Source organism: Pseudoalteromonas sp. S1608, assembly GCF_005887265.1.
GTDB lineage: Bacteria > Pseudomonadota > Gammaproteobacteria > Enterobacterales > Alteromonadaceae > Pseudoalteromonas > Pseudoalteromonas undina.
In genome coordinates, this window is record NZ_PNDK01000049.1 from 18,257 (window position 1) to 40,030 (window position 21,774).

General features: G+C 40.4%; 17 protein-coding genes and 1 tRNA gene. 13 read left to right on the forward strand and 5 right to left on the reverse strand.

The genetic code is table 11. From position 1 onward, the window contains the following. The first annotated feature begins 112 nt into the window (after positions 1–112). The 5 genes from CWB75_RS16655 to speB all read left to right on the forward strand — a co-directional run bounded on the left by CWB75_RS16655 (position 113) and on the right by speB (position 7,952). Positions 113–2,359, forward strand: coding sequence for a putative bifunctional diguanylate cyclase/phosphodiesterase (locus CWB75_RS16655; RefSeq protein ID WP_138571242.1), 2,247 nt, complete (start codon positions 113–115; stop codon positions 2,357–2,359). 404 nt (positions 2,360–2,763) lie between these two features. Next, complete coding sequence (locus tag CWB75_RS16660) at positions 2,764–4,323, forward strand: BCCT family transporter (protein WP_054202480.1); 1,560 nt, start codon at positions 2,764–2,766, stop codon at positions 4,321–4,323. 185 nt (positions 4,324–4,508) lie between these two features. Beyond that, the gene (locus CWB75_RS16665; protein WP_008467955.1) at positions 4,509–4,967 is read left to right on the forward strand and encodes a GNAT family N-acetyltransferase; all 459 of its coding nucleotides are present in this window, start codon (positions 4,509–4,511) and stop codon (positions 4,965–4,967) included. A 144-nt stretch (positions 4,968–5,111) separates the two neighbouring features. After that, the gene (gene speA / locus CWB75_RS16670) at positions 5,112–7,025 is read left to right on the forward strand and encodes a biosynthetic arginine decarboxylase (RefSeq protein WP_138571243.1); all 1,914 of its coding nucleotides are present in this window, start codon (positions 5,112–5,114) and stop codon (positions 7,023–7,025) included. Between the two features lie 3 nt (positions 7,026–7,028). Beyond that, the gene (gene speB, locus CWB75_RS16675; protein ID WP_010388380.1) at positions 7,029–7,952 is read left to right on the forward strand and encodes an agmatinase; all 924 of its coding nucleotides are present in this window, start codon (positions 7,029–7,031) and stop codon (positions 7,950–7,952) included. A gap of 64 nt (positions 7,953–8,016) precedes the next feature. Here the strand turns inward: speB and CWB75_RS16680 are convergent, their stop codons facing one another. The 3 genes from CWB75_RS16680 to CWB75_RS16690 are packed head-to-tail and all read right to left on the reverse strand — an operon-like array spanning position 8,017 to position 10,432. Further along, positions 8,017–8,307 carry a hypothetical protein gene (locus CWB75_RS16680; protein ID WP_008115202.1) on the reverse strand — a complete coding sequence of 97 codons (291 nt, stop codon included), beginning with the start codon at positions 8,305–8,307 and terminating at the stop codon, positions 8,017–8,019. Continuing rightward, on the reverse strand, positions 8,304–9,344 hold the full coding sequence (locus CWB75_RS16685; RefSeq protein WP_138571244.1) for a M48 family metallopeptidase: 1,041 nt from the start codon (positions 9,342–9,344) through the stop codon (positions 8,304–8,306). The genes CWB75_RS16680 and CWB75_RS16685 overlap by 4 nt, the downstream gene beginning before the upstream one ends. After that, positions 9,344–10,432, reverse strand: a complete 1,089-nt coding sequence (locus tag CWB75_RS16690) for a YjgN family protein (RefSeq protein ID WP_138571245.1) — start codon at positions 10,430–10,432, stop codon at positions 9,344–9,346. Before CWB75_RS16690 ends, CWB75_RS16685 begins: the two co-directional genes overlap by 1 nt. Before the next feature lie 174 nt (positions 10,433–10,606). Between CWB75_RS16690 and CWB75_RS16695 the strand changes: the two genes are divergently transcribed. From CWB75_RS16695 to msrB, 8 genes are all read left to right on the forward strand, one after another. Continuing rightward, complete coding sequence (locus CWB75_RS16695) at positions 10,607–11,338, forward strand: RNA methyltransferase (RefSeq protein WP_054202486.1); 732 nt, start codon at positions 10,607–10,609, stop codon at positions 11,336–11,338. A 68-nt stretch (positions 11,339–11,406) separates the two neighbouring features. Continuing rightward, a complete protein-coding gene (locus CWB75_RS16700; protein WP_138571246.1) occupies positions 11,407–14,808 on the forward strand; it encodes a chromosome segregation SMC family protein in 3,402 nt (1,133 codons plus the stop codon). 73 nt (positions 14,809–14,881) lie between these two features. Beyond that, positions 14,882–15,628 carry a cell division protein ZipA gene (gene zipA / locus CWB75_RS16705; protein WP_054202488.1) on the forward strand — a complete coding sequence of 249 codons (747 nt, stop codon included), beginning with the start codon at positions 14,882–14,884 and terminating at the stop codon, positions 15,626–15,628. Positions 15,629–15,706: 78 nt separating this feature from the next. After that, complete coding sequence (ligA, locus tag CWB75_RS16710) at positions 15,707–17,728, forward strand: NAD-dependent DNA ligase LigA (protein WP_138571247.1); 2,022 nt, start codon at positions 15,707–15,709, stop codon at positions 17,726–17,728. Beyond that, entirely contained in the window at positions 17,721–18,065 is a 345-nt protein-coding gene (locus CWB75_RS16715) for a DUF3392 family protein (protein WP_008115215.1), read from the forward strand. The genes ligA and CWB75_RS16715 overlap by 8 nt, the downstream gene beginning before the upstream one ends. Further along, positions 18,062–18,562, forward strand: coding sequence for a DUF2919 domain-containing protein (locus CWB75_RS16720; protein WP_138571248.1), 501 nt, complete (start codon positions 18,062–18,064; stop codon positions 18,560–18,562). The genes CWB75_RS16715 and CWB75_RS16720 overlap by 4 nt, the downstream gene beginning before the upstream one ends. Positions 18,563–18,570: 8 nt before the next feature. After that, positions 18,571–19,011, forward strand: coding sequence for a hypothetical protein (locus tag CWB75_RS16725; protein WP_138571249.1), 441 nt, complete (start codon positions 18,571–18,573; stop codon positions 19,009–19,011). 82 nt (positions 19,012–19,093) lie between these two features. Further along, positions 19,094–19,534, forward strand: a complete 441-nt coding sequence (gene msrB / locus CWB75_RS16730; RefSeq protein WP_008115220.1) for a peptide-methionine (R)-S-oxide reductase MsrB — start codon at positions 19,094–19,096, stop codon at positions 19,532–19,534. Between the two features lie 124 nt (positions 19,535–19,658). Here the strand turns inward: msrB and CWB75_RS16735 are convergent, their stop codons facing one another. Next, the gene (locus tag CWB75_RS16735) at positions 19,659–21,290 is read right to left on the reverse strand and encodes a response regulator (RefSeq protein WP_138571250.1); all 1,632 of its coding nucleotides are present in this window, start codon (positions 21,288–21,290) and stop codon (positions 19,659–19,661) included. A gap of 404 nt (positions 21,291–21,694) precedes the next feature. Continuing rightward, positions 21,695–21,770, reverse strand: a tRNA-Val gene (locus tag CWB75_RS16745). Between the last annotated feature and the right edge of the window lie 4 nt (positions 21,771–21,774).

The following is a 21,774-nucleotide window of genomic DNA, read 5'->3' on the forward strand; positions in this document are numbered from 1 at the left end:
AAAATTACCATAGATGCTAATTTCAATATTATGTATAGTCAAAAGACTATAATAAATTATTATATAGAATATAGCGGCGCATTTAGCGTAAGTGACTGTTGAGGAATATAATTTGATTGAAATAATGAGAGTCAGAAAGCTGCTTTCTCAGCAACAAAATATATTATCTAAAATAGCCTTGGGTGCGCCACTTGATGAAGTACTTGAAAATATTTGTTTATCTATTGAGGAGCTTATTGAAGACTCCTCTGCAAAGTGCTCTATATTAACACTCAAAGGTGAACAGCTATTTCATAGTGCGGCGCCTAATATTGCAAAGGGTTACTGTGAGGCAATTAATGGCGTACATATCGGCCCCAGTGTTGGCTCATGCGGTACTGCAGTGTATGAAAAAAAGCGAGTAATAGCCTCAGATATTGCAACATCACCCTTATGGGAAAACTATAAAGCGTTGGCATTGAGTTTTGATTTAAGGTCGTGCTGGTCAACCCCTATTATTTCAACACAATCAGACATATTAGGCACTTTTGCAATTTATCATGACAGTGCCAAGTCACCGACACCTCAAGATTTAGAGTTAATAGACTTTTTTGTTGATTTCACCAGTATTGCTTTAGAAAAGCACACAGAGTCACTAAAATCAAAAGTGTTACTTGCAGAATTACAGCAAAGTAATGAAAAGTTTAAAGCCTTCGCAAAAGTACTTCCCGATCTAACTCTTATTTTGAGTGAAGAAGGGGAGTATACCAACGTTTACGGCACTACTAATGAAAGTTTATATTTAAGCCAAGAGCATGTGATTAATCGAAATGTCAGAGATATTATGCCTCCCGAGGATGCTAATCCTATTATGGCGGTAATTGCCAAAACGCTTCAAACTAATGAAGTTCAAGTGTTTGAGTATCAGCTAAATATAAAAGGTAAACAACTTACATTTGAAGGACGAACAGCCCCGCTTGAAAGTTACCAACCTAATAATCCCTCTCAGCGACATGTAGTATGGATGGCCAGAGATATCTCTACTCGTAAAGCGGCAGAAGAAGAGGTGCAACGGTTAGCATTTTTTGACCCGCTTACAAACCTCCCGAACCGCAGAATGCTCAATGATAAACTCAGTATGTATGTTGAACAAATTAAGCAGTCTGATCACACGGGCGCACTCTTATTTTTAGATTTAGATAATTTTAAACGTATAAACGACTCATTAGGGCACAATGCCGGTGATGAAATACTGGTTGAGCTATCACAGCGACTAACGCGTGTTTTAAACCCAACAGATACCCTTGCCCGCGTGGGTGGTGATGAATTTATCATACTCATTGAGAATGTAGGAGATAGCCATAAGCAAGCGAGTCTTGAATCAGAATTAATGGCTAAAGTGGTACAAAGCGTTTTTTATGACAAGTTTGAGGTAGGAGATTTAGCGTTTCAAGTAAGCTGCAGTATTGGTATATGTTTAATTAATAACGCCAATGCCATTAGCGAAAATATTTTAAAATTTGCAGATACCGCTATGTACCGCTCTAAAATGAAGGGTGGAAATAGCAGTAGCTTTTACGATCCTGCATTGCAAACCTTACTGGAAAATCAAACTGAGCTTGAAACAGATATAGTCAGAGCGATTGCATGTGATGAATTTTGTGCTTACTTTCAGCCTCAATTATCAATTGATGGCAGTATTATTGGTGCAGAAGCACTCATACGATGGAATCACCCAACCAAAGGACTAATCTCTCCTAATTCGTTTATTCCGATTGCCGAGCAATTTGGCTTAATTCAAAAGTTACAAAACATTGTATTGCGCGATATTTGTATTTTACTGGAAACACTTCGAGCTCATAACGTACTGAAAAACCAGTTTAATGTATCTATTAACATTAGCCAGTGTCAGTTTAATTCTTCTACTTTAAAAGGAGAATTGTTTAAAGCGATTGAGACGTATGATGTATTACCCTCACAAATTAAATTAGAGATCACTGAGTCCATGTTAGCGGGTGATTTAATGAGTACGGTAAAGCAAATGAAAGAGCTAAAGTCGCAGGGATTTGTATTTTCAATTGATGACTTTGGTACCGGCTACTCGTGTTTAAAGCACTTGAGTGTTTTACCGATAGACGAACTAAAAATAGATAAAAGCTTTATTGATAAAGTGTTGGATAACGCATCGGGGCAAAGCATAGTTCAGTCTATTATTGGTTTAGGTCATAGTTTAGATATTAATATTGTAGCCGAAGGGGTCGAAAGTGCTGAGCAACTACATGTATTAAAGTCGATGGGTGTAAACGCAGTGCAAGGGTTCTTATTTGCAAAACCATTAACACACAGCAATTACTTAAAATGGCATAAAGAGCACCAATAACATCGTGCTTGTTACTAACTGAGGCGACAAGTTTAGTTACCCCAATCAATAAGTCGCTTTGTTTAACCTCTAATTGGGCAGTAACGTTTGCTAACTTACTGCGTTTTAGCTCAAACAGAAATGTATACTTTTTGTTTGTTTGCTAGCTAAGTGTAATGAGTTTTTTACTATTTTGTAACAGTTGCACAAATCATTGCTGTGGCATTGGTTTAGCGTTTTTAACGCGTTAAACTAGTCAGGAATTGGCAATAAGTCTACTTGTTGTGACATTATCTAAGCGTAAACACGACAGGTACTTAAAACTTGCTTTTGAGTTGCTTTTTTGTTCGTTGTAACTATGGTTTAGGGTTATGTCATGGTATGTCGCTATGTCGGTAACTGTAAAAAACCATTAGGAGCGATAAATGAATACCACGAAAGCAGCTTTAAAGTCGGGTGAAATACACTCTCCCCGAGTAAAGTTTCTGGAAGGGGTTGATATACCCGTTTTTTTAATCAGTGGCGGTATATTAGTTTTATTTGCCGCGCTGGCACTGTACGACATAAAACTGATGTCGGATTGGATAAACTCTGCCTTTGCCTTCTCCACCAAAATATTTGGCGCCTTTTGGCAAGTTCTGCTGTTATTAACCTTTGTGATTGGCATATTTTTAGCCGTAGGCCGCACCGGTTCAGTGGTGCTCGGCGGTTTAAAAACCCCTGAAATATCTACCTTCAAATGGATAAGTATAATTATGTGTACTTTGCTTGCAGGTGGCGGTGTATTTTGGGCCGCAGCAGAGCCAATGGCACACTTTATTTCTCCGCCCCCGTTATTTGGTGGTGAAACTGGCACAAAGGATGCCGCCTACAACGCTCTTGCACAAAGCTTTATGCACTGGGGCTTTTTAGCCTGGGCTATTTTAGGTAGTTTGACCGGTATTGTTTATATGCATCTCCATTACGAAAAAGGATTACCGCTTAAACCGCGCACTTTGCTTTACCCGGTATTTGGCGATCGCGCAATGAAAGGTGCGCTTGGTACTATTGTTGATGCATGTTGTGTACTCGCTGTGGTTGCTGGCACTGTTGGTCCTATTGGTTTTTTAGGTTTACAAGTGAGTTTTGGTCTAGAAAAATTGTTTGCCATTCCTGATACCTACACCACGCAGGTGGTTATTTTATTTAGCTTAATTGGAATTTACACACTTTCAGCGGTAAGTGGGGTTACCAAAGGTATTCAGCTACTAAGCCGTTTTAATGTTGTACTGGCAGTGTTGCTGATGTTGTTTATATTACTAATGGGGCCAACTGCGTTTATTATCGACAGTTACATTCATTCCTTTGGTTTGTATTTAGATAACTTTATTCCTATGGCTACATTTCGTGCCGATAAACCGTGGCTAGACTGGTGGACTGTATTCTTTTGGGGCTGGTTTTTAGGTTATGGCCCATTAATGGCTATGTTCGTTGCACGTATATCCCGTGGACGTACTATTCGTGAAATGATTTTACTTATTTCTGTGGTTGCCCCTGTGATCACGTGTTTTTGGTTTACTATTGTTGGCGGCTCAGGCATCTTTTTTGAATTAAATAATCCTGGCGTTATATCAGAGCCTTTTGCTGGGCTTAATTTGCCAGCGGCATTGTTAGCCATCACTGAGCAGTTACCTATGGGATTTGTTGTGTCGGTGTTATTTTTAGTACTGACCACTATTTTTGTGGCAACAACAGGTGATTCAATGACGTATTCGGTATCTATGGTAATGACGGGTACCGATCACCCACAAACCTCTATTCGAGTGTTTTGGGGGATTATGATGGGGGTGATGGCGGCGTTGCTTATTTCTATAGGCGAGGGCGGAATTTCAGCCTTGCAGTCGTTTATTGTGGTCACTGCGGTGCCAGTTTCGTTTGTGTTACTACCTTCATTGTGGACAGCACCACAAATAGTTAAGAAAATGGCAGACGAACAAGGACTTTAATAATTGATAAAGAGCGCTAATAAGCGCTCTTTTTCTGGGTACATCATATTCTCACCTTGTTATTGAGCTATTTATTATCCTAGCAATAAACTAACCCACTAAAAATAACTTAACCTAAGTAGGTTGTTCATTCCTATCGATACGGTATAGTTTAAATATATTTAAGCATAACCTTGAGATAAACCATGCAGTTAGTCGACTTAGACCCTTGTGATCAGGATGTGATCAACGTATTTGCTGACATAGATCGACTTATTAGCTCATTATATCCTGTAGCAACTTCACAAGCGCTTACAGTTAATGAGCTTGGTTTACCGGGCGTTTACGCTGTAGGGTTAAAGAATCAAGACGGAATAGTTGCCTGTGGCGCAATAGTAAAGCAATTTGATGGTAGCTGGTATGGCGAAATTAGACGGCTTTACGTAAAACCTAGCTATCGCGGAAAAGGCTTATCGCGGCGTATTATGCAAATTTTATTGCACTATGCAGGCGAAGAAGAAATCCCAATCATAAAACTAGAAACAGGACCAAAGCAAATACAATCAATCCATCTTTATGAGAATTTAGGGTTTGTGCAATGTGCCCCTTTTGGTGAATACACAGAAAACCCGAATAGCTTATTTATGGAGCTTGCGCTCAGCTAATATTGCTTTGTTTGAAGCTTTTATTTATCAATTTCAATCCTAACTCGTTACGAGTAGAAATACTTGTTGGACATGAATCACTATTTTTCTTTTAATGCGCGGCAACTAGCCGGTTTGGCATTCATAAATAAAAGAGAAAGATAAATGAAAGAGACAACATCACTTGAACAAGCTCGTACGAGCTACAACGTTCGTCATTGGAGCCAAGGTTTTTTTGGTATTAATGATCAAGGTGATGTGTATGTTGCGCCCAAGGCTGATGCCCCACAGCAAACCATTGCACTAACAGACATTGCTAAGCAACTTGAAGACAAAGGTTTAAGCTTGCCAGCACTCGTTCGCTTTCCACAAATATTACACCATCGTGTGCATAGCCTATGTGGCGCATTTAATACCGCAATAGAAAGCTATGGCTATCCAAAAGACTATTTATTAGTTTATCCAATTAAAGTAAATCAACAACGTGAAGTTGTTGAAGAAATTGTTGCCAGCCAAGCGCAAGTAGAAAAAAAACAGCTAGGTTTAGAGGCTGGTAGCAAGCCAGAGTTATTAACTGTATTAGCGCTGGCTGAAAAAACCAGTGCGGTGATTGTGTGTAATGGCTACAAAGATAAAGAATATGTGCGCTTAGCGCTGATTGGCGAAAAGCTGGGCCATAAAGTGTATATCGTACTTGAGAAATTGTCTGAGCTGGACATGGTGCTTAGCCAAGCCAAAGAACTTAATGTAAAACCGCGTATTGGTATTCGTGTGCGTTTAGCATCGCAGGGCAAAGGTAAATGGCAAGCAAGTGGCGGTGAAAAATCGAAGTTTGGGTTGTCTGCTTCACAAGTGCTGTATGTAGTAAACCGTTTAAAAGAAACTGATCAGCTTGATTTAGTACAGCTTGTGCATTTTCACTTAGGGTCGCAAATGGCCAATATTCGTGATGTACGCTTAGGTGTAAGTGAAGCTGCGCGTTTTTATTGTGAATTACGTAAGTTGGGTGCACAAATAGAGTGCCTTGATGTAGGGGGCGGTTTAGCGGTTGATTACGACGGTACACGCAGTCAATCACACAACTCAATGAACTACAGTTTAGCCGAATACGCAAATAATATTGTGTACACCATAGGTGATATTTGTAAGCAGTATGAACAGCCTTTCCCTACCATTATTTCAGAGTCGGGAAGAGCATTAACGGCGCACCATGCAGTGCTTATTTCCAATGTAATTGGCACCGAAACATATGCACCAGAAGAAATAGAAGCGCCAGCAGATGATGCGCCGCAATTACTTAAAAATATGTGGATTTCATGGCAACAATTGCATGTACTTACTGATGACCGTGCATTAATTGAGATTTTTCACGACAGCCAAGGTGATTTAGCTGAAGCGCATAGTCAGTTTGCAATGGGATTATTAGATTTAACCCAACGCGCATGGGCCGAGCAAATTAATTTGCGTGTGTGTTATGAGCTTAATAAATTAATGGATAACAAAAACCGTTTTCATCGACCGATTATTGATGATCTGAATGCGCGTTTAGCGGACAAGTTTTTTGTCAATTTCTCATTGTTTCAGTCATTGCCTGACGCGTGGGGTATTGACCAAGTGTTTCCGGTATTGCCTTTAAGTGGTTTAACGCAAGCTCCACAAAAACGGGCTGTGTTACTAGATATCACCTGTGATTCAGATGGCGCATTAGAGCATTATGTAGATGGTCAAGGCATTGAAAGTACGTTACCAGTACCAGAGTTTACAGCAGATAAACCTTATTTAATGGGTTTTTTCTTAGTAGGTGCCTATCAAGAGATTTTAGGCGATATGCATAACTTATTTGGTGATACGCACAGTGCTATTGTCAATATGGATGAGCAAGGTGTTGCTAGTATTACAGAGATTAATCATGGTGATACTGTGGCTGACATGATGCGTTATGTACATTTAGATGTTGAAGGTTTTCAGCAGTCATACGCGCAGTTAGTCAGCGCAAAAATTGCACCAGATGAACAGCAAAGCGTTTTAGACGAGTTGCAAAGCGGCCTTGATGGCTACACTTATTTAGAAGAGTTATAAGCAATGTCTAGCTTGTTTGGTTGTGTTGACCACTCATTGTACTCAAATGGGATGACGTTTTTACGTCGTCCTATGGTACAAAACATTAACGCGATTGAAGCCGATGTAGTGGTACTGGGTTTACCGTTTGATTTGGCCACTTCAGGGCGCCCTGGTGCCCGCTTAGGGCCTGATGCTATTCGCAGAGCATCGGTACATTTAGCATGGGAAGATACAAAATACCCATGGACATTTCCATTGTTTGAGCGCTTAACCGTGGCGGATGCTGGCGACTTTACTTATCCGGTAGGCGACCCTGAATATTTTACCGCGCAATTAGAAATGGCGGCAGAGCAAATACTTCGCCAAGGTAAAACATTATTAGGCTTGGGTGGCGATCATTTCGTAACCTTACCACTATTGCGCGCACATGCAAAAATTCATGGCAAAATGGCATTAGTTCACTTCGATGCGCATACCGATACCTATAGCAACGGCTCGCGTTTTGATCACGGCACCATGTTTTATCATGCGCCAATGGAAGGGTTAATTGATGTTAATCACAGTATTCAGCTCGGCATTCGTACTGACTTTGATCAAAGCAGGCATGAGTTTGCAGTGATTGATGCCATGCAAGCCAATGATCTGCATGCGAATGATATTGCAGCTCAGATTATTGAGCGAGTGGGTGATTTACCGGTTTACTTAACCTTTGATATAGATTGTTTAGACCCCGCCTTTGCACCAGGTACGGGCACACCCGTGTGTGGTGGTTTAACCTCTGATAAAGTGCTTAAAATCTTACGCGCACTGAAAGGGGTTAATATGGTGGGAATGGATGTGGTTGAAGTATCCCCGTCGTACGACCAAAGTGAGCTTACCGCCATTGCCGCTGCAACGATTGCCAGTGAATTACTGCATTTGTGGGCATTTAAGCATAAATATTAATATGTGTTAATGCAGTTTAAAAAGCGCCAATTTGGCGCTTTTTTTGTATGAAAATAAAAGACTATTAAAACTGCATATTGTGCTTTTTAGCATAAATAAAAAACACCGGAATTTCGATTATGACGTAAGTTAAAAAAGTAAACCAAAACCAATTAACTTCAAATATTAACCAGCTAAATTGCACGCCTGAGTTGTAATAAAGAGTAGATGCAATTAATAGCGTAATGCCCGTTGCAAATAAATCTTGCACCGATACTTTTTTAAAGCTGCTGCCTGCAAAGCGCGGATAAATAAATCCGTAGCCAAGCGTTATCATAATGATAACTAATAACAATAAATTCAGTTCAGGGGTCATTGTGGTTTATATTGCCTCGCATATTCTATTCGCTCTTGGGAACTTGGGTGCGTTGATAAATACTTTAACCAAGCATCATCATAGCTCCCTTCTTGCGCTTGTAAATTCTTTTCCAGTGCTTCAATTGCATCAGCAAAGTCGTGGTTAGAATAGCCTAATTTTAAAAGGTTTTTAATCGCATATATATCGGCTTCTTGTTCCATATCTCGCGAAAACGCTTGTTGTAAAAAAGATGAACCAGAGCCAAGCACGACTTCTAATATACCTTCTAAGTCACCAAAAATAACTGCAAATACAACGGTGCTCGCTGCAGCTTGTGCCGCAAGTCGAATGCTGTGATGGTGCTGAACATGACCAATTTCATGAAGTAAAATAGCACGCAGGGCATCAGGATCATTTTTTAATAGCTCAACAAGTTCGTCAGTTACTACAACCCGACCATTTGGAAGAGCAAACGCATTAGCTGAAAAATAATCAGACTGATAAAAAGATAGCCTAAACTTTGCACTGTCTAAATTGAGCGAGTTAAGCATTAAACGCCATTGTTGCTGTATTTCTGATTGCTTATTAGTGGAAAGTTGAGAAGGTTCCAATGCGACTTTTTCTATTACACTGAGCGTTTGCTCTCCCATCGTTTCAATTGTCGAGGCAGGTGCTAAGTTAACGCTATAAACGGCTACTGATGGTATTAAGCGGTATAAAATTAACCAAAGTAATAGGGGAATTAGCAGCACGGATGCAACAATAAGAATCTTATTTTTTTCTAAGCGTTCACTTAGTCCATGCTCTTTAAGCGCGAATGGCCACCTAAATTCTACATCTTGAGGAATAAATCGCCCACCATCAGCAAAATTTAACTCTGACGCCATGCCAGGTAACGGGCTATCAAGTTGGCAATTGTCTATTGTTGATGCAAGTAACGTCGTATTCTCAGAGTCAACAAGTGTTATTTGCTCATGGGAAAGGTGTGCATAGCTTTTAATATGTTGGCTGCTATTAGGGTAATAATAACAGCCAAAAATAGGATAATTACTCATTAGGTGAGTGAAATATCAATATCAAACACATTGGCCGCTTCTTCAGCAAATGATGACTGCTCATTTTGTGCAACATCAATCAACGAAAGTGCGCCGCTATAAATAGTGACTTCTGTAACTGATGCTAATAGCTTTGCTCTGCGTACTTTAGCCCAAGGGTAGGCCAGTCCTAAGGTAAATATAATTGCCAGTACATTGGTAAATAGTAAGATGGCATAGTCAATGGCTTTTAAGTTCGAATCAAAGGTAGCTACTTCTGTAAATTCACTGTTATTAAAAATATGATTTCGAATAAGCGAATGATAAACAGCGCCTACCAGTGTTAAAAACGCAACATACAACGTAGCAATTAATAGCGGCACTACAATTGTCGAAAGGCTAAAGTTTTGTGTGTTTAAGTTATCGATAGTTAAGGCACTTGCACCAGCAAAGAAGCCAAAAATAACTAAGCCACCTATTGCAACTCCTAGGGTAATAAGTGCTGCGATGTAATAGCGTTCGCCCTGAAGATTTACTGTAAGTGGTTTATTTCCATAGCTGATGTTTTCATGCATATATTGATCAATTCGCTTTAATACATACGGCAGTAATAGGTGTAATGTGAATACACTTGCAATAGGCAATAAAACAAAGTTAATAAATGCATCGCCGTAATTACCTGAAAAGGCAAAGCGTACATTACGATGGCGAGTCATACGCATATTAAAACGCAGACCTTGGTTGATGATCCACGGCAATAAAAATAAAAAGCCAATAGCAAATAAAAGGCCTATTGCCGGTGCGAGGCTGCTAAGTAAGGTGTAAATTAAAAATGCGATGACCGCTAAAATGCGCCCTTTTAAAATTTGTATCGGGGTCGCTAGATAGTCAAAGCTATGGCCGTCGATACGCGTATGACCGTAAAAATAACGGTAGGTGCGCACTTTTGCCCATGCAGAGTAAATTCCGAGAGTAATAATACTAAGTAGTATATTAACACTCCATATGCCAAAAAATTCGCCGGCTTTGCCGCTAAATTGTACTTTACCGCTAAAAATAGCAGGGGGTGTTTGATTTGACTCAGATGAAGTTGGGTGTACTGGTTCCATTTTAAAAATATATCCATGTTGTTTTTTGTAAATTTACCTTTTTTAGATAAAAAAAACAATCTTTATAATTAGCTAGTTGATTGTAAGTAGGCTATTTTTATTGCTTTTAATGTTTATAGGGCTGCACTTTAAGTCACCTCTGGTATACTGTGCAGATAATTTAATGGGGCTGTCATGATTTCAAAAAACCAACTTAAACTTATTCGCCAGCTTGGCCAAAAAAAGTATCGCAAGCAATTTAATCAATACTTAGTACAAGGCGAAAAAAATGTACTGGAGTTATTAAATAGCCCATTAAAAGTAAACGATGTATTTGCAACGCAAAGCTTTATTGATAATAACCAAAGCTCATATCCTCAAACGCATTTTATTACAGCGGATGAAGAGCAGCTAACAAAGGCCAGTACTTTGGTAAGTAATAATGCGGCTATTGCAATTATTGATATGCCAAGCACCGTATTACCAGATGAAAACAGTTTAATATTAGCCTTGGATGGCGTATCTGATCCTGGGAATTTAGGTACCATCATTCGCGTGGCTGATTGGTACGGTATAAAACATATTGTTGCTAGCACTGACAGTGCCGATCCGTATAACCCAAAAGCAATTAGCGCCACAATGGGGTCGTTCGTTCGCGTATCGGTAAGCCAAGTTGAATTGCCTGAATACTTATCTACATTAAACATGCCTATTTATGGTGCATTTTTAGATGGCCAAAGTGTGCATAGCACTAAATTTAGTGGCCAAGGTGTATTGCTTATGGGCAGTGAATCACATGGAATACGCGAGCAGTGTGCAAAATTAGTGAGCAACAAAATAACCATACCGGCTTTTGGCGGTGCAGAGTCGCTTAATGTAGCAATGGCCACGGGTATTATTTTAGATAATTTTAAACGCCAAGCTTAACTTTTTAGCTATTTATGCGTTAAGTTACTTATAGTAAAAAACAATAATAAATCGGTAATAACAATAAAATGCGCTTAAGCACTATTAAATTAGCGGGCTTTAAATCGTTTGTAGAGCCCACTAAAATTCCATTTCCTGACCAAATGACGTGTGTTGTCGGCCCTAATGGCTGTGGCAAATCAAACGTCATTGATGCGGTGCGATGGGTGCTTGGTGAAAGCTCAGCTAAAAATTTACGTGGCGATGCCATGACCGATGTCATTTTTAATGGCTCTACTAACCGCAAGCCCATTTCGCAAGCCTCCGTTGAATTAATATTTGATAATACCCAGGGTAAGTTACCCAATACTTTTGCTGATCGTAACCAAGTGGCTATTAAGCGTTTGGTGACTCGCGATGGTCAGTCATTGTACTTTCTAAATGGCAGTAAATGCCGAAAACGTGATATTACCGACATATTTTTAGGCACGGGCCTTGGGCCGCGAAGCTACGCTATTATTGAACAAGGGATGATCTCACGTTTAATAGAGAGCAAACCGCAAGAGCTACGTGTTTTCTTAGAAGAAGCCGCAGGGGTCTCTAAATACAAAGAGCGTCGCCGCGAAACGCAAACACGCATAAAAAGCACCCGAGAAAACCTAGAGCGACTGCTTGATGTTCGTCAAGAGTTACAAAACCAGCTTGATAAACTGGCGGTACAATCGGTTGAGGCTAAAAAATATCGCGAACTTAAATCCCAAGAGCGCACCTTAAAGGGGCAAATAGCGGTATTAAAATGGCAAAAACTGCATCAACAACAGCTCGATAAAAGTGCGCAAATAAAAAAGCTGGATGACCAAATCAGCTTCTTTAAAACGGCGCATTCAGGCCATGATGATGTGCTGGCAAGCCTTGATGCTCAAGTGCAAGCTCAACAAGATAAACTCGATGATGCACAGCAACAGCAGCACCTTACGCATACCGAATTGACTCGCAGTGAACAGCAGCAGATTAGCATTAAGCAACAAACGCTTGCACTGAAACAAAATTTAGCCAAGTTAGAGCAACAAAAAAACCAAAGTGAAGAAGTCAAAACGCAGCAACAAAGTCTTTGCCAAGAGTTAGATGACAACTTGCAACAGGCTGTAGAGCATAACTTAATGTGTAGCGAGCAGGTTATAGAACTTACCGATGAGGTTAATCGGCTGCTGGAGATTAAAAATGCCGACACGTCACAGTGGCAATCACTAACAGAAGACTATCAAAAATTAAATAATCAGCAGCTAGCGCATGCAAATGCAGTAAAACATACAGATCAGAAAATCAGTTATGTTAAGCAACAACTAACGCAGCTTGATGAGCAAATAGATGAGTTAAAACGCAGTGAGATAGAGCAGCAATTAATTCAGCAACAGCAGCACAGACAAACGCTAACAGAGCAGCTGGCTAACGCGCAAACTGCTCATAGTAGAGGTCAAAGTGCTCAGGCAATACAGCAGCAACAGCTTGATGAAGCTCAGCAGCAATGGCAGCATTTATCTCAGCAAGTTAATGAACTAAAAGCCGGTATAGCAGGGCTAAAAACTACCCTTGGACTTGAAAAAAACAGCGATAAAACTTTAACTTTATTCAAGCAGTTAACTGTTCAGCCGGGTTATGAGTTTTTAGTAGAGCAGGCGCTGACATCACTTGAGCATATTCATGTTTCACCAGGTAAAGCAGAAAATAGCACGTGGCAAATACCCTCACAGTCTGTGGCAAGCAATAGTATTGCTGCCTTTATTAGCGCTGGTATCTACCCAGAGTTATTAAACCATATTGCTTATGATGCCGAGGGTGAAGCTCACCATCTTAACGATACCAGTTATATTGCAGTGATGGACAAGCAAGGAGCGTTACATGGTCGAAATTGGCATCTTAGTGGCGAAAAAAATGCAGAAAACTCCTTATTATTAATGCACAAAAAGCTCAAACAGCAAGAAACCTTACTTGAGCAACAACAACAGGCATTGACGGACGCACACTCCACACTTGAAGAACATCAAGCGCAGGCTGCATTAATAACCGAGCAGCAAAACGAGCGCAAAGACACTATTCATCAATTAGCACAACAACTTGCTGTAGCAACAACGCGTGGTGATATGCTCAAAGCGCAAGCTGATCAACATCAGCAACAGGTGACGAAATTACAACAACAACGTCAGCCACTGCTAGAACAACAGCAGCAGTTAAGCGAATTGTTGGGCGAAGAGCTTGATAAAAATGAACAGCTTGCAGAGCAGTTAGAGGCCTTAGCTGTAGAGCTTAACCAAGCCGATAACACACGAATAAATAGTGATGAACGTTACACACAAGTTTTGAATAATGCTGAACAATATAGAACGCAAGCACATCAGGCAGACCTTAATGAGCAAAAAGTGCGCAGTGAGTGGCAGCTCAGTCAAACCAAGTTGAACCATGCCGAACAAGCATTAACAATGGCTGTAGAAGGAACGCAAGAGCTAATAGAGCAAATTGAGGCGTTACTTATTCCTGAGCAAGAGCTTGCACTAAGTATTGAACAATTATTAGTGCAGCACCAACAAGGCGAACAAACCCTTGTGGATATTCAACAGCAATTAGCTCAAGCAAAACAAGAATTACAAAACAAACAAGCGAGTTTAAAAACGTCACAAACTGAGCTGGTGGCATTACAAGAGCAACACCAGAAGCTGAGTATTGAAGAGCAAAGCCTATTAATAAAAGCGCAAGCGGTACTTGAGCCACTTAGCGAGCTTAATCAAAATTTAAAACAGGTTTTAGCAGAGCTTCCTGCAGAGTTGTCATTAAATGCAGCGCAAAATCAACTTGCTGGAGCCAGTAATCAGCTTGAGCAATTAGGAGCCGTTAACCTTGCAGCCATTGATGAATTTGAACAAGCTAAGCAAAGAAGTGATTATTTAAATAATCAGCTGGATGATTTAACCCAGGCATTGACAGCTTTAGAAGGCGCTATTCATAAAATAGATCGTGAAACTAAAACGCGCTTTAAGTCTACCTTTGATCAAGTGAATCACGATTTTGGCCAGCTTTTTCCAAAAGTATTTGGCGGGGGCAGTGCTTACTTAGAATTAACCAGTGACGATTTACTCGAAAGTGGTGTTAGTATAATGGCAAGACCTCCGGGTAAAAAAAATTCGACAATTCATTTGTTAAGTGGTGGAGAAAAAGCGCTGAGCGCATTATCATTGGTGTTTTCTATATTCAGGCTCAATCCAGCTCCATTCTGTATGCTGGACGAGGTAGATGCCCCATTGGATGATGCCAATGTGGTCCGTTTTTGCCGATTGGTTGAAGAAATGTCACAATCTGTGCAGTTTATTTATATAAGCCATAATAAAATTGCAATGGAAATGGCGGGTAGATTAACGGGTGTAACCATGGCAGAGCCCGGCGTGTCGCGCATGGTTGCTGTAGATATTGAACAAGCGGTGCAACTTGCACATGCATAATTTTATAGTCATTTGCTAGTTGTTTTGGGTAAAATGATGGCAGTTAGGCATATTAATAATAAAAGGTGAGGGGATGGCCGAAGAATTAAGATGGGTTTTAATTGTGATCAGTGTGTTTGTCATTGGTGGCTTATTAATACACGGTTTGTGGTCAGTAAGAAAAAAAGAGAATGCTGAACTCCCTGCAAGCGAGCGAGTTGAACCTGTTCAAGAACAGCAGCCTTCATCTGTGCATACTGAGCCACAAGAGCCAACGTTAGCGCAACGAGAAGAGCCACAAATGAGTGAGTTAAACTTCAGTGCTGATGAGCCACAAATAGATGTTAGCCCAGCTGATACAGCTATTGAAGATGACCTTGAAGTGGTAACAGAAGAGGCTGTAGATACGCAACAAGACGCCCCTAAAGATGTTTCAGACTTTGTGATTGTGCATATTCAAATGCCAGAAGGACTGACCATGCAAGGCAGTAAATTACTGCCAGCAGTTAACACGCTAGGTTTTAAATATTCAGAAGAAGGCTTTTTTAATCGCCATCTAGACCCTGCAGGCCAAGGGCCGGTGTTATTTAGACTGGTAAATATGTATAACCCTGGCACGTTCGATATTGATAATATGGAACAGTTTAGCACCGCAGGCGTTAGTTTATTTATGACACTGCCATGTGATGGCGATGGCCTTGCTGCGTTTAATATGCTGCACAGCGCCGCTAAGAAGCTAGCAGATGAATTTGGAGCTGAAATCTTGGATGCTGAGCGAAACGAAATGACGGTAGAGCGTATTCGTCAATATGTTGAGCAGGTTCGCGCATTTTCTGCGTAATATACGCATAAGTTAAATTTTGTAAGCCACTGGGCGTTCACTCGTCAAAGTGGCTTTTTTTATGTTTTTGAGGTCTACATGGCAAGCAGCATTAGTGAGCAAATTAATCATCTTCGTACCACGCTTGAGCAACACAATTATAGTTATTATGTGCTTGATACACCCAGCATACCCGATGCCGAATATGATCGCTTATTACGTACTTTGAGCGAATTAGAAACCCAGCACCCTGAGTTTTTAACCGCCGATTCACCTACTCAAAAAGTAGGTGGGGCGGCGCTTGCCAAGTTTGAGCAAGTAGCACACCAAGTGCCTATGTTGTCGCTTGATAACGCTTTTGGTGAAGACGAATTCAGTGGTTTTAATCGTCGTATTAAAGAGCGTTTAATGAGCACCGACGAGCTTACATTTTGCTGTGAGCCTAAACTGGATGGCTTAGCGGTATCGATTATTTATCGCGATGGGGTATTAGTGCAAGCAGCGACTCGTGGCGATGGTTTTACTGGCGAAAATATTACCCAAAATGTAAAAACAATTCGCAATGTGCCATTAAAGTTACGCGGTGATGATTACCCGCGTGAGCTTGAAGTGCGCGGTGAAGTGTTTATGGATAGCGCGGGCTTTGAAAAATTAAATGCCGAAGCAGAAAAGCGCGGTGACAAAGTTTTTGTAAACCCACGTAATGCGGCAGCGGGCAGTTTACGCCAGCTCGACTCAAAAATTACCGCAAAACGGCCACTGATGTTTTATGCCTACAGCACCGGATTGGTCGCCGATGGCACATTACCTGAAGATCATTACCAGCAACTTGCCAAGCTTACCGACTGGGGATTACCACTGTGTCCAGAAACAAAACTAGTTGAAGGCCCAAAGGCCGCGCTTGCCTATTATAATGACATTTTAACGCGCCGTAGCGAGCTAAAATATGAAATAGATGGCGTGGTAATAAAAGTAAATAAAAAAGCCCTACAAGAGCGCCTAGGCTTTGTTGCGCGTGCGCCGCGCTGGGCTATTGCTTATAAGTTTCCGGCACAAGAAGAAATAACACACTTACTAGACGTAGAGTTTCAAGTAGGGCGTACTGGGGCTATTACCCCTGTTGCGCGACTAGAGCCGGTATTTGTTGGTGGTGTTACGGTATCGAATGCAACACTGCATAATGCTGATGAAATTGCCCGTTTAGGCGTTAAAGTGGGCGATACTGTGATTATTCGCCGCGCTGGGGATGTGATCCCACAAATTACCCAAGTAGTACTTGAGCAACGCCCAAGCGATGCAAAAGAGATTGTATTTCCAACTATGTGCCCAATTTGTGACTCGCACGTTGAGCGGGTTGAAGGAGAAGCTGTTGCACGTTGTACAGGCGGCTTGGTATGTCAAGCACAGCGCAAACAAGCGATTAAACATTTTGCTTCACGTAAGGCTTTAGATATTGACGGCTTAGGCGACAAAATTGTTGATCAATTAGTTGACCGAGAGCTTATCAAAACCCCTGCTGATTTATTTATTTTAAAGCAGGGACATTTTGAATCACTTGAACGAATGGGACCAAAATCAGCAAAAAACTTAGTTGCGGCGCTTGATGACGCTAAAACCACTACCTTAGCAAAGTTTTTATATTCACTGGGTATTCGTGAAGTCGGTGAGGCCACAGCTCAGAATTTGGCTAATCATTTTTTAACGCTTGAAAACGTGATTGATGCCAGCATTGAACAACTAATAGAAGTAAGCGATGTAGGTGAAATAGTGGCAAAGCACGTGCGTGGCTTTTTTACTGAAGAGCATAATTTAACCGTGGTAAACGAATTAATAGCGCAAGGAGTAAACTGGCCACAGTTAACAGCGCCATCAGAGCAAGAACAGCCGCTAGCGGGTTTAACTTATGTGCTAACTGGGACGCTTAATACGCTTAATCGTAATGATGCAAAAGCGCGCCTACAACAATTAGGCGCCAAGGTTTCTGGCAGTGTTTCAGCAAAAACAGATGCCTTAGTGGCGGGCGAAAAAGCCGGCTCTAAGCTCACCAAAGCGCAAGAGCTTGGTATAGAAATACTGACAGAGGATGATTTAATTACTTTGTTAGAGACTCATAATGGCTAGTTTTACAAATATACTTAATACCTTGTTAATTGACCTAGGCCAATGGTTACAGGGCTATTTGCCGCATTTATCACTGCTTTTAATGGTGTGCTTAGTGTCGCTGTATGCGGATGACATTTTAAAGTTAACCAAAGGCGTCGTAGCTAGGCGCCACTTTATTATTAGGGTGGCGTGTTTTGTGTTGATAACTGCGTTTGGCTTTGGCTTGTTAGTGGTGTGGTTAAGCCCACTGCTAACTAAAGCTTTACTGTTTTTTGGCACTAAGTGGTTAGCGCTTACCTTATTAGTGGCATTTTTTATTTTGGGCACTATTGCCGATAGGAAAAATCAGTTGTGAGTCGATATGGGCCTGAATACTGGGATAAATATGGTAGCTATCGTACGCCATTAGCGTTTCACTTGAGTATTTTAGTACTATTGCGCGCCTATTTTATTTGGGTAATAGCCGCGCTGAGCCGTCGCCCTGAACTTGATTTAATGTCATTGTTTTTTAAGTCAAAAGATGATTTTTTTATTGCTATAGCGATCGGTGCTGTAGCCATTGTACCCACTATTTTATTTTGTTTACGAAGGCCAAGAGACTCGCATCAAGCAACACAACGCTTGGCGCGTATTTGGCGGTATATGCGTTGGCCGCTGATTACGTGTGCATTAATTGATTTGTCGTGGTTAAGTATTCAGGCAGCCCATAGCCACTATCGCTTCTCATTATTTTTAGCTGTGCAAATGGTGATTGTATTATGGGTGTTGTGGTATTTGGCAAAAAGTCGTTACTTAAGCGTTTTCTTTAGTGATTGGCCCGAGCCGACAGAAAAAGCAACTGATAAAAAGTAAGAGGGCTTATGCATAGTATCAATAAAAAAATAGCATTAGTAATCGCTTTAATAGGGCTCGTAATTATAGCGTGTGGCTACTTTTTTTCTTTAGGGGAACACCTTTGGTTTAAAGCTGCCTTAGTTATGTGGGTTGTGGTGTTTTGTTCGTGTTGTTACCGATTAACGCCGTTGTTTAAAATGCGCAATCCGCTGCGTAATTTTATTCAACGCGATGCGCAGCACTTATTTGTTTTTAGTTTAACAGGGCTGTTTGATAAAAAAAATGGCCCGCATTGGTTAGTCATCAGTAATATTGAGTCGATAGAAATAAGAAACGATGAGCTAATAGTGCACAGTAATAATGACAGACAATTAAGCGTGAGCATTCCTGGCAGTCAAGCCCAATTGCATGCCTATGTAAACCGTATACTTACAGCAACAGAAAAGCACACTATAGTCTTTAGATAGCGTTGATCGTGGTATTAGCCACAGGCGTACTAGACTACAAGTAAATGATTGCTAGTTAAATTAATAACGTAATGAGGTTGTTATGTTGAAGTGGAACGATATTGTTAATTTTGCCAACCATGGTAATCCAACACCGGTTCGAAAAGTGGTTAAAACAGATCAGCAATGGCGCGAACTGTTAAACGAAGAGCAATATTATGTGACCCGTAAAAAGGGAACTGAACGACCAAATAGTTCGAGTAGTTGTACCTTGTTAGAGCCAGGTAAGTATGTGTGTGTTTGTTGTGACAACTTACTATTTGATGCAGATGAAAAGTTTGATAGTGGCACCGGCTGGCCTTCATTTACCCAACCGGCAACTGAGGAAGCGATTGGTTATGTCATGGATAATAGTCATGGCATGGAGCGAGTTGAAGTTGTTTGTAATGTGTGTGATGCGCATTTAGGGCATATTTTCCCTGATGGGCCACTTCCTACTGGTTTACGCTACTGTGTAAACGCACTGGCAATGAAAAAGCTCTAGGGTCTGTCGACCTTTCAAGGTTAAATTTGCAGCGGTCTGTTTGGGATTTAGGCAAGGCAGCGCCTATATGGTGCGGTTACTCACCATAAATAGGCTATAACGTAGCATTAATGCCAAACAGGCTCTAACTAATCTCTAGTTTCATTTCTTTAGCAATCTGAAGTAGTTTATCGAACCGCTCTGATTGCTCTTCTGCTAAGGGGGATTTTTTTAATAGTTTAAAGCACTTTTGAGCCAGCACACTATTGAAAGAGTCACCATGTTTTTTTGACTTATCCACTAAACATTGCAATAAATTAAGCGCAATACTTGGATTGTGTGGCATGACTCTAAATGCTTGGCTGAATGCCTCTAAGGCAACATTTAATTGGCCGCGCTCAAACTGCTTAACAGCATGATTATTGAGCTCTTTCGGCCCCATTTTAATATCACGTCTTTCACTTTGCTGTTGCTGTATATAACGCAAGTAAGTAGCATCGCTTCTACTTGGGTGACGTTCGCAATGATCAATTATTTGGCTAAATAGCGCTTGCGCCTTTTGGTGAAAACCTAATTCATGCAGTGCTTTTGCCTTGTCTAGGGCACCATCTACTGAACGTATTTGAGTATCGCTGTCATCAAGTTGCTCAATGAGCTGTTTCGCTTTTTTATGTTCATCTTTTAAATAATAAAGGCGAGCATTGAGCACATCAATTTGGGTTTGCGCATTACTGGTTGGGAATTGTGTTTTTAGCTCATTGATATATTTATTTGTTTGACGAGAGATCCTGTTTATTTGGTCAGTTTGATCTGTGGTCAATGCAAAATCAATCCCAGCACGAGCAGCATTTAAATAAATGTCTGGGCTATCATGCATAGAGTACTTAGCGTAAGTGGCAATATCTTTTTGAGTTAAGTAGCTGGTTTCGTAATCTCTATTAATGAGCGATACGCTGTTAAGTGATTTTTGACGGTCTATATTACGAGGGGCAATATGTGCAGCTTGGCTTAAAAAGTCTTGGGCTAAATCAAATTGGTTTAGTTTTATTTCTAAACGCCCCAATAAGTCTAAGGCTATAAGACGCGTTTCATTTCGTTCAAGCATTGTTTTAAGCATGCGCTGAGCCAAAATATGCTCATTGTTAGCAATTAAAGCCTCTACTAATCCTACTTTTGCCCATGCAAACTTTTGGATATTCAAAACTGATTTAAAAAAGTCTTTCGCCTCTTGGTTTTGTTTTAGCGCCAGTAAAATGTTGCCTTTTAATCTAAGCAGAATAGGGCTGTATTTATTACTTTTATCGAGTTGGGCATTAATTTGTTTCAATGCTTTAGACTGGTTATCGTCATCAATTAAAGTGTATATAGCTTTTAAGTCGCTTTTACGTTTGAGAATACGCTCTATGCGCACTCTTAACTCTTGTACAGAGAAGGGTTTTACTAAAAAGTCATCGGGTTGGAGTTCTAATACACTGTGAACTAACTCTCCGCTAGTTTCCGCAGATGTAAAAATAAACCCAGTAGAGTGTTTTATTAATGCTTTAGCGCGTAATTCTTCATAAAGCTGGTAGCCATCTTGGCGTTTGCTTAGATTAAAAGAGCAAATTACCAAGTCAAATTCTTCATGTAAGCATTGTTCTTTTGCCGCTAGAGCATGATCTGCAAAACGCATATGTCCAAAGCCAATTTTTTCGAGCGACTGTTTCATGTAGCTTTGAGCAAGTGGCTGCTCTTCTACAATCAGTATTTTTGCTTCATTAAAAATATTTTTAGACATTGGCTTAAGCGTAATTGAATTTAACACAGACTATAATCAACAGTTTAGACGCTTACAAGGTAATTTAAAGATTCGCCTCGAAGATGAGAGCTTATTAAGCAAATTAATTCTAAAGGTTTATATTTTTACCTTAAAAGAGCTAAAAACCCATTTAAAGTAAATGAATAGCACGCGTAATAAAGTAAGTTTAAACAAAATGATTTTGGAGATAATAAAACTCGAAAGATAAATTTTTGGTATGTGATTGGAATACTGATTTTTTGAAACCGAAGAATTACTTGGTAACGAATTTCTAAATGGTAATTAATACTGAACTTGAACTAAAAGAGTGGAGGATAATGAATATTAAAATGGAAGGTGGTACTGGAGGATTTAGATTTTTGTAATATGCACCATTCAAAGAATGGTGGGTCGTACTGGACTTGAACCAGTGACCCTCGCCTTGTAAGGGCGATGCTCTCCCAACTGAGCTAACGACCCATAT

Excerpts from the sequence above, each read along its gene's own strand:
- CWB75_RS16660 (WP_054202480.1), top strand. The coding sequence starts at position 2,764 with ATGAATACCACGAAAGCAGCTTTAAAGTCGGGTGAAATACACTCTCCC.
- CWB75_RS16665 (WP_008467955.1), top strand. The coding sequence starts at position 4,509 with ATGCAGTTAGTCGACTTAGACCCTTGTGATCAGGATGTGATCAACGTA.
- speA (WP_138571243.1), top strand. The coding sequence starts at position 5,112 with ATGAAAGAGACAACATCACTTGAACAAGCTCGTACGAGCTACAACGTT.
- speB (WP_010388380.1), top strand. The coding sequence starts at position 7,029 with ATGTCTAGCTTGTTTGGTTGTGTTGACCACTCATTGTACTCAAATGGG.
- CWB75_RS16680 (WP_008115202.1), bottom strand. The coding sequence starts at position 8,307 with ATGACCCCTGAACTGAATTTATTGTTATTAGTTATCATTATGATAACG.
- CWB75_RS16685 (WP_138571244.1), bottom strand. The coding sequence starts at position 9,344 with ATGAGTAATTATCCTATTTTTGGCTGTTATTATTACCCTAATAGCAGC.
- CWB75_RS16690 (WP_138571245.1), bottom strand. The coding sequence starts at position 10,432 with ATGGAACCAGTACACCCAACTTCATCTGAGTCAAATCAAACACCCCCT.
- CWB75_RS16695 (WP_054202486.1), top strand. The coding sequence starts at position 10,607 with ATGATTTCAAAAAACCAACTTAAACTTATTCGCCAGCTTGGCCAAAAA.
- CWB75_RS16700 (WP_138571246.1), top strand. The coding sequence starts at position 11,407 with ATGCGCTTAAGCACTATTAAATTAGCGGGCTTTAAATCGTTTGTAGAG.
- zipA (WP_054202488.1), top strand. The coding sequence starts at position 14,882 with ATGGCCGAAGAATTAAGATGGGTTTTAATTGTGATCAGTGTGTTTGTC.
- ligA (WP_138571247.1), top strand. The coding sequence starts at position 15,707 with ATGGCAAGCAGCATTAGTGAGCAAATTAATCATCTTCGTACCACGCTT.
- CWB75_RS16715 (WP_008115215.1), top strand. The coding sequence starts at position 17,721 with ATGGCTAGTTTTACAAATATACTTAATACCTTGTTAATTGACCTAGGC.
- CWB75_RS16725 (WP_138571249.1), top strand. The coding sequence starts at position 18,571 with ATGCATAGTATCAATAAAAAAATAGCATTAGTAATCGCTTTAATAGGG.
- msrB (WP_008115220.1), top strand. The coding sequence starts at position 19,094 with ATGTTGAAGTGGAACGATATTGTTAATTTTGCCAACCATGGTAATCCA.
- CWB75_RS16735 (WP_138571250.1), bottom strand. The coding sequence starts at position 21,290 with ATGTCTAAAAATATTTTTAATGAAGCAAAAATACTGATTGTAGAAGAG.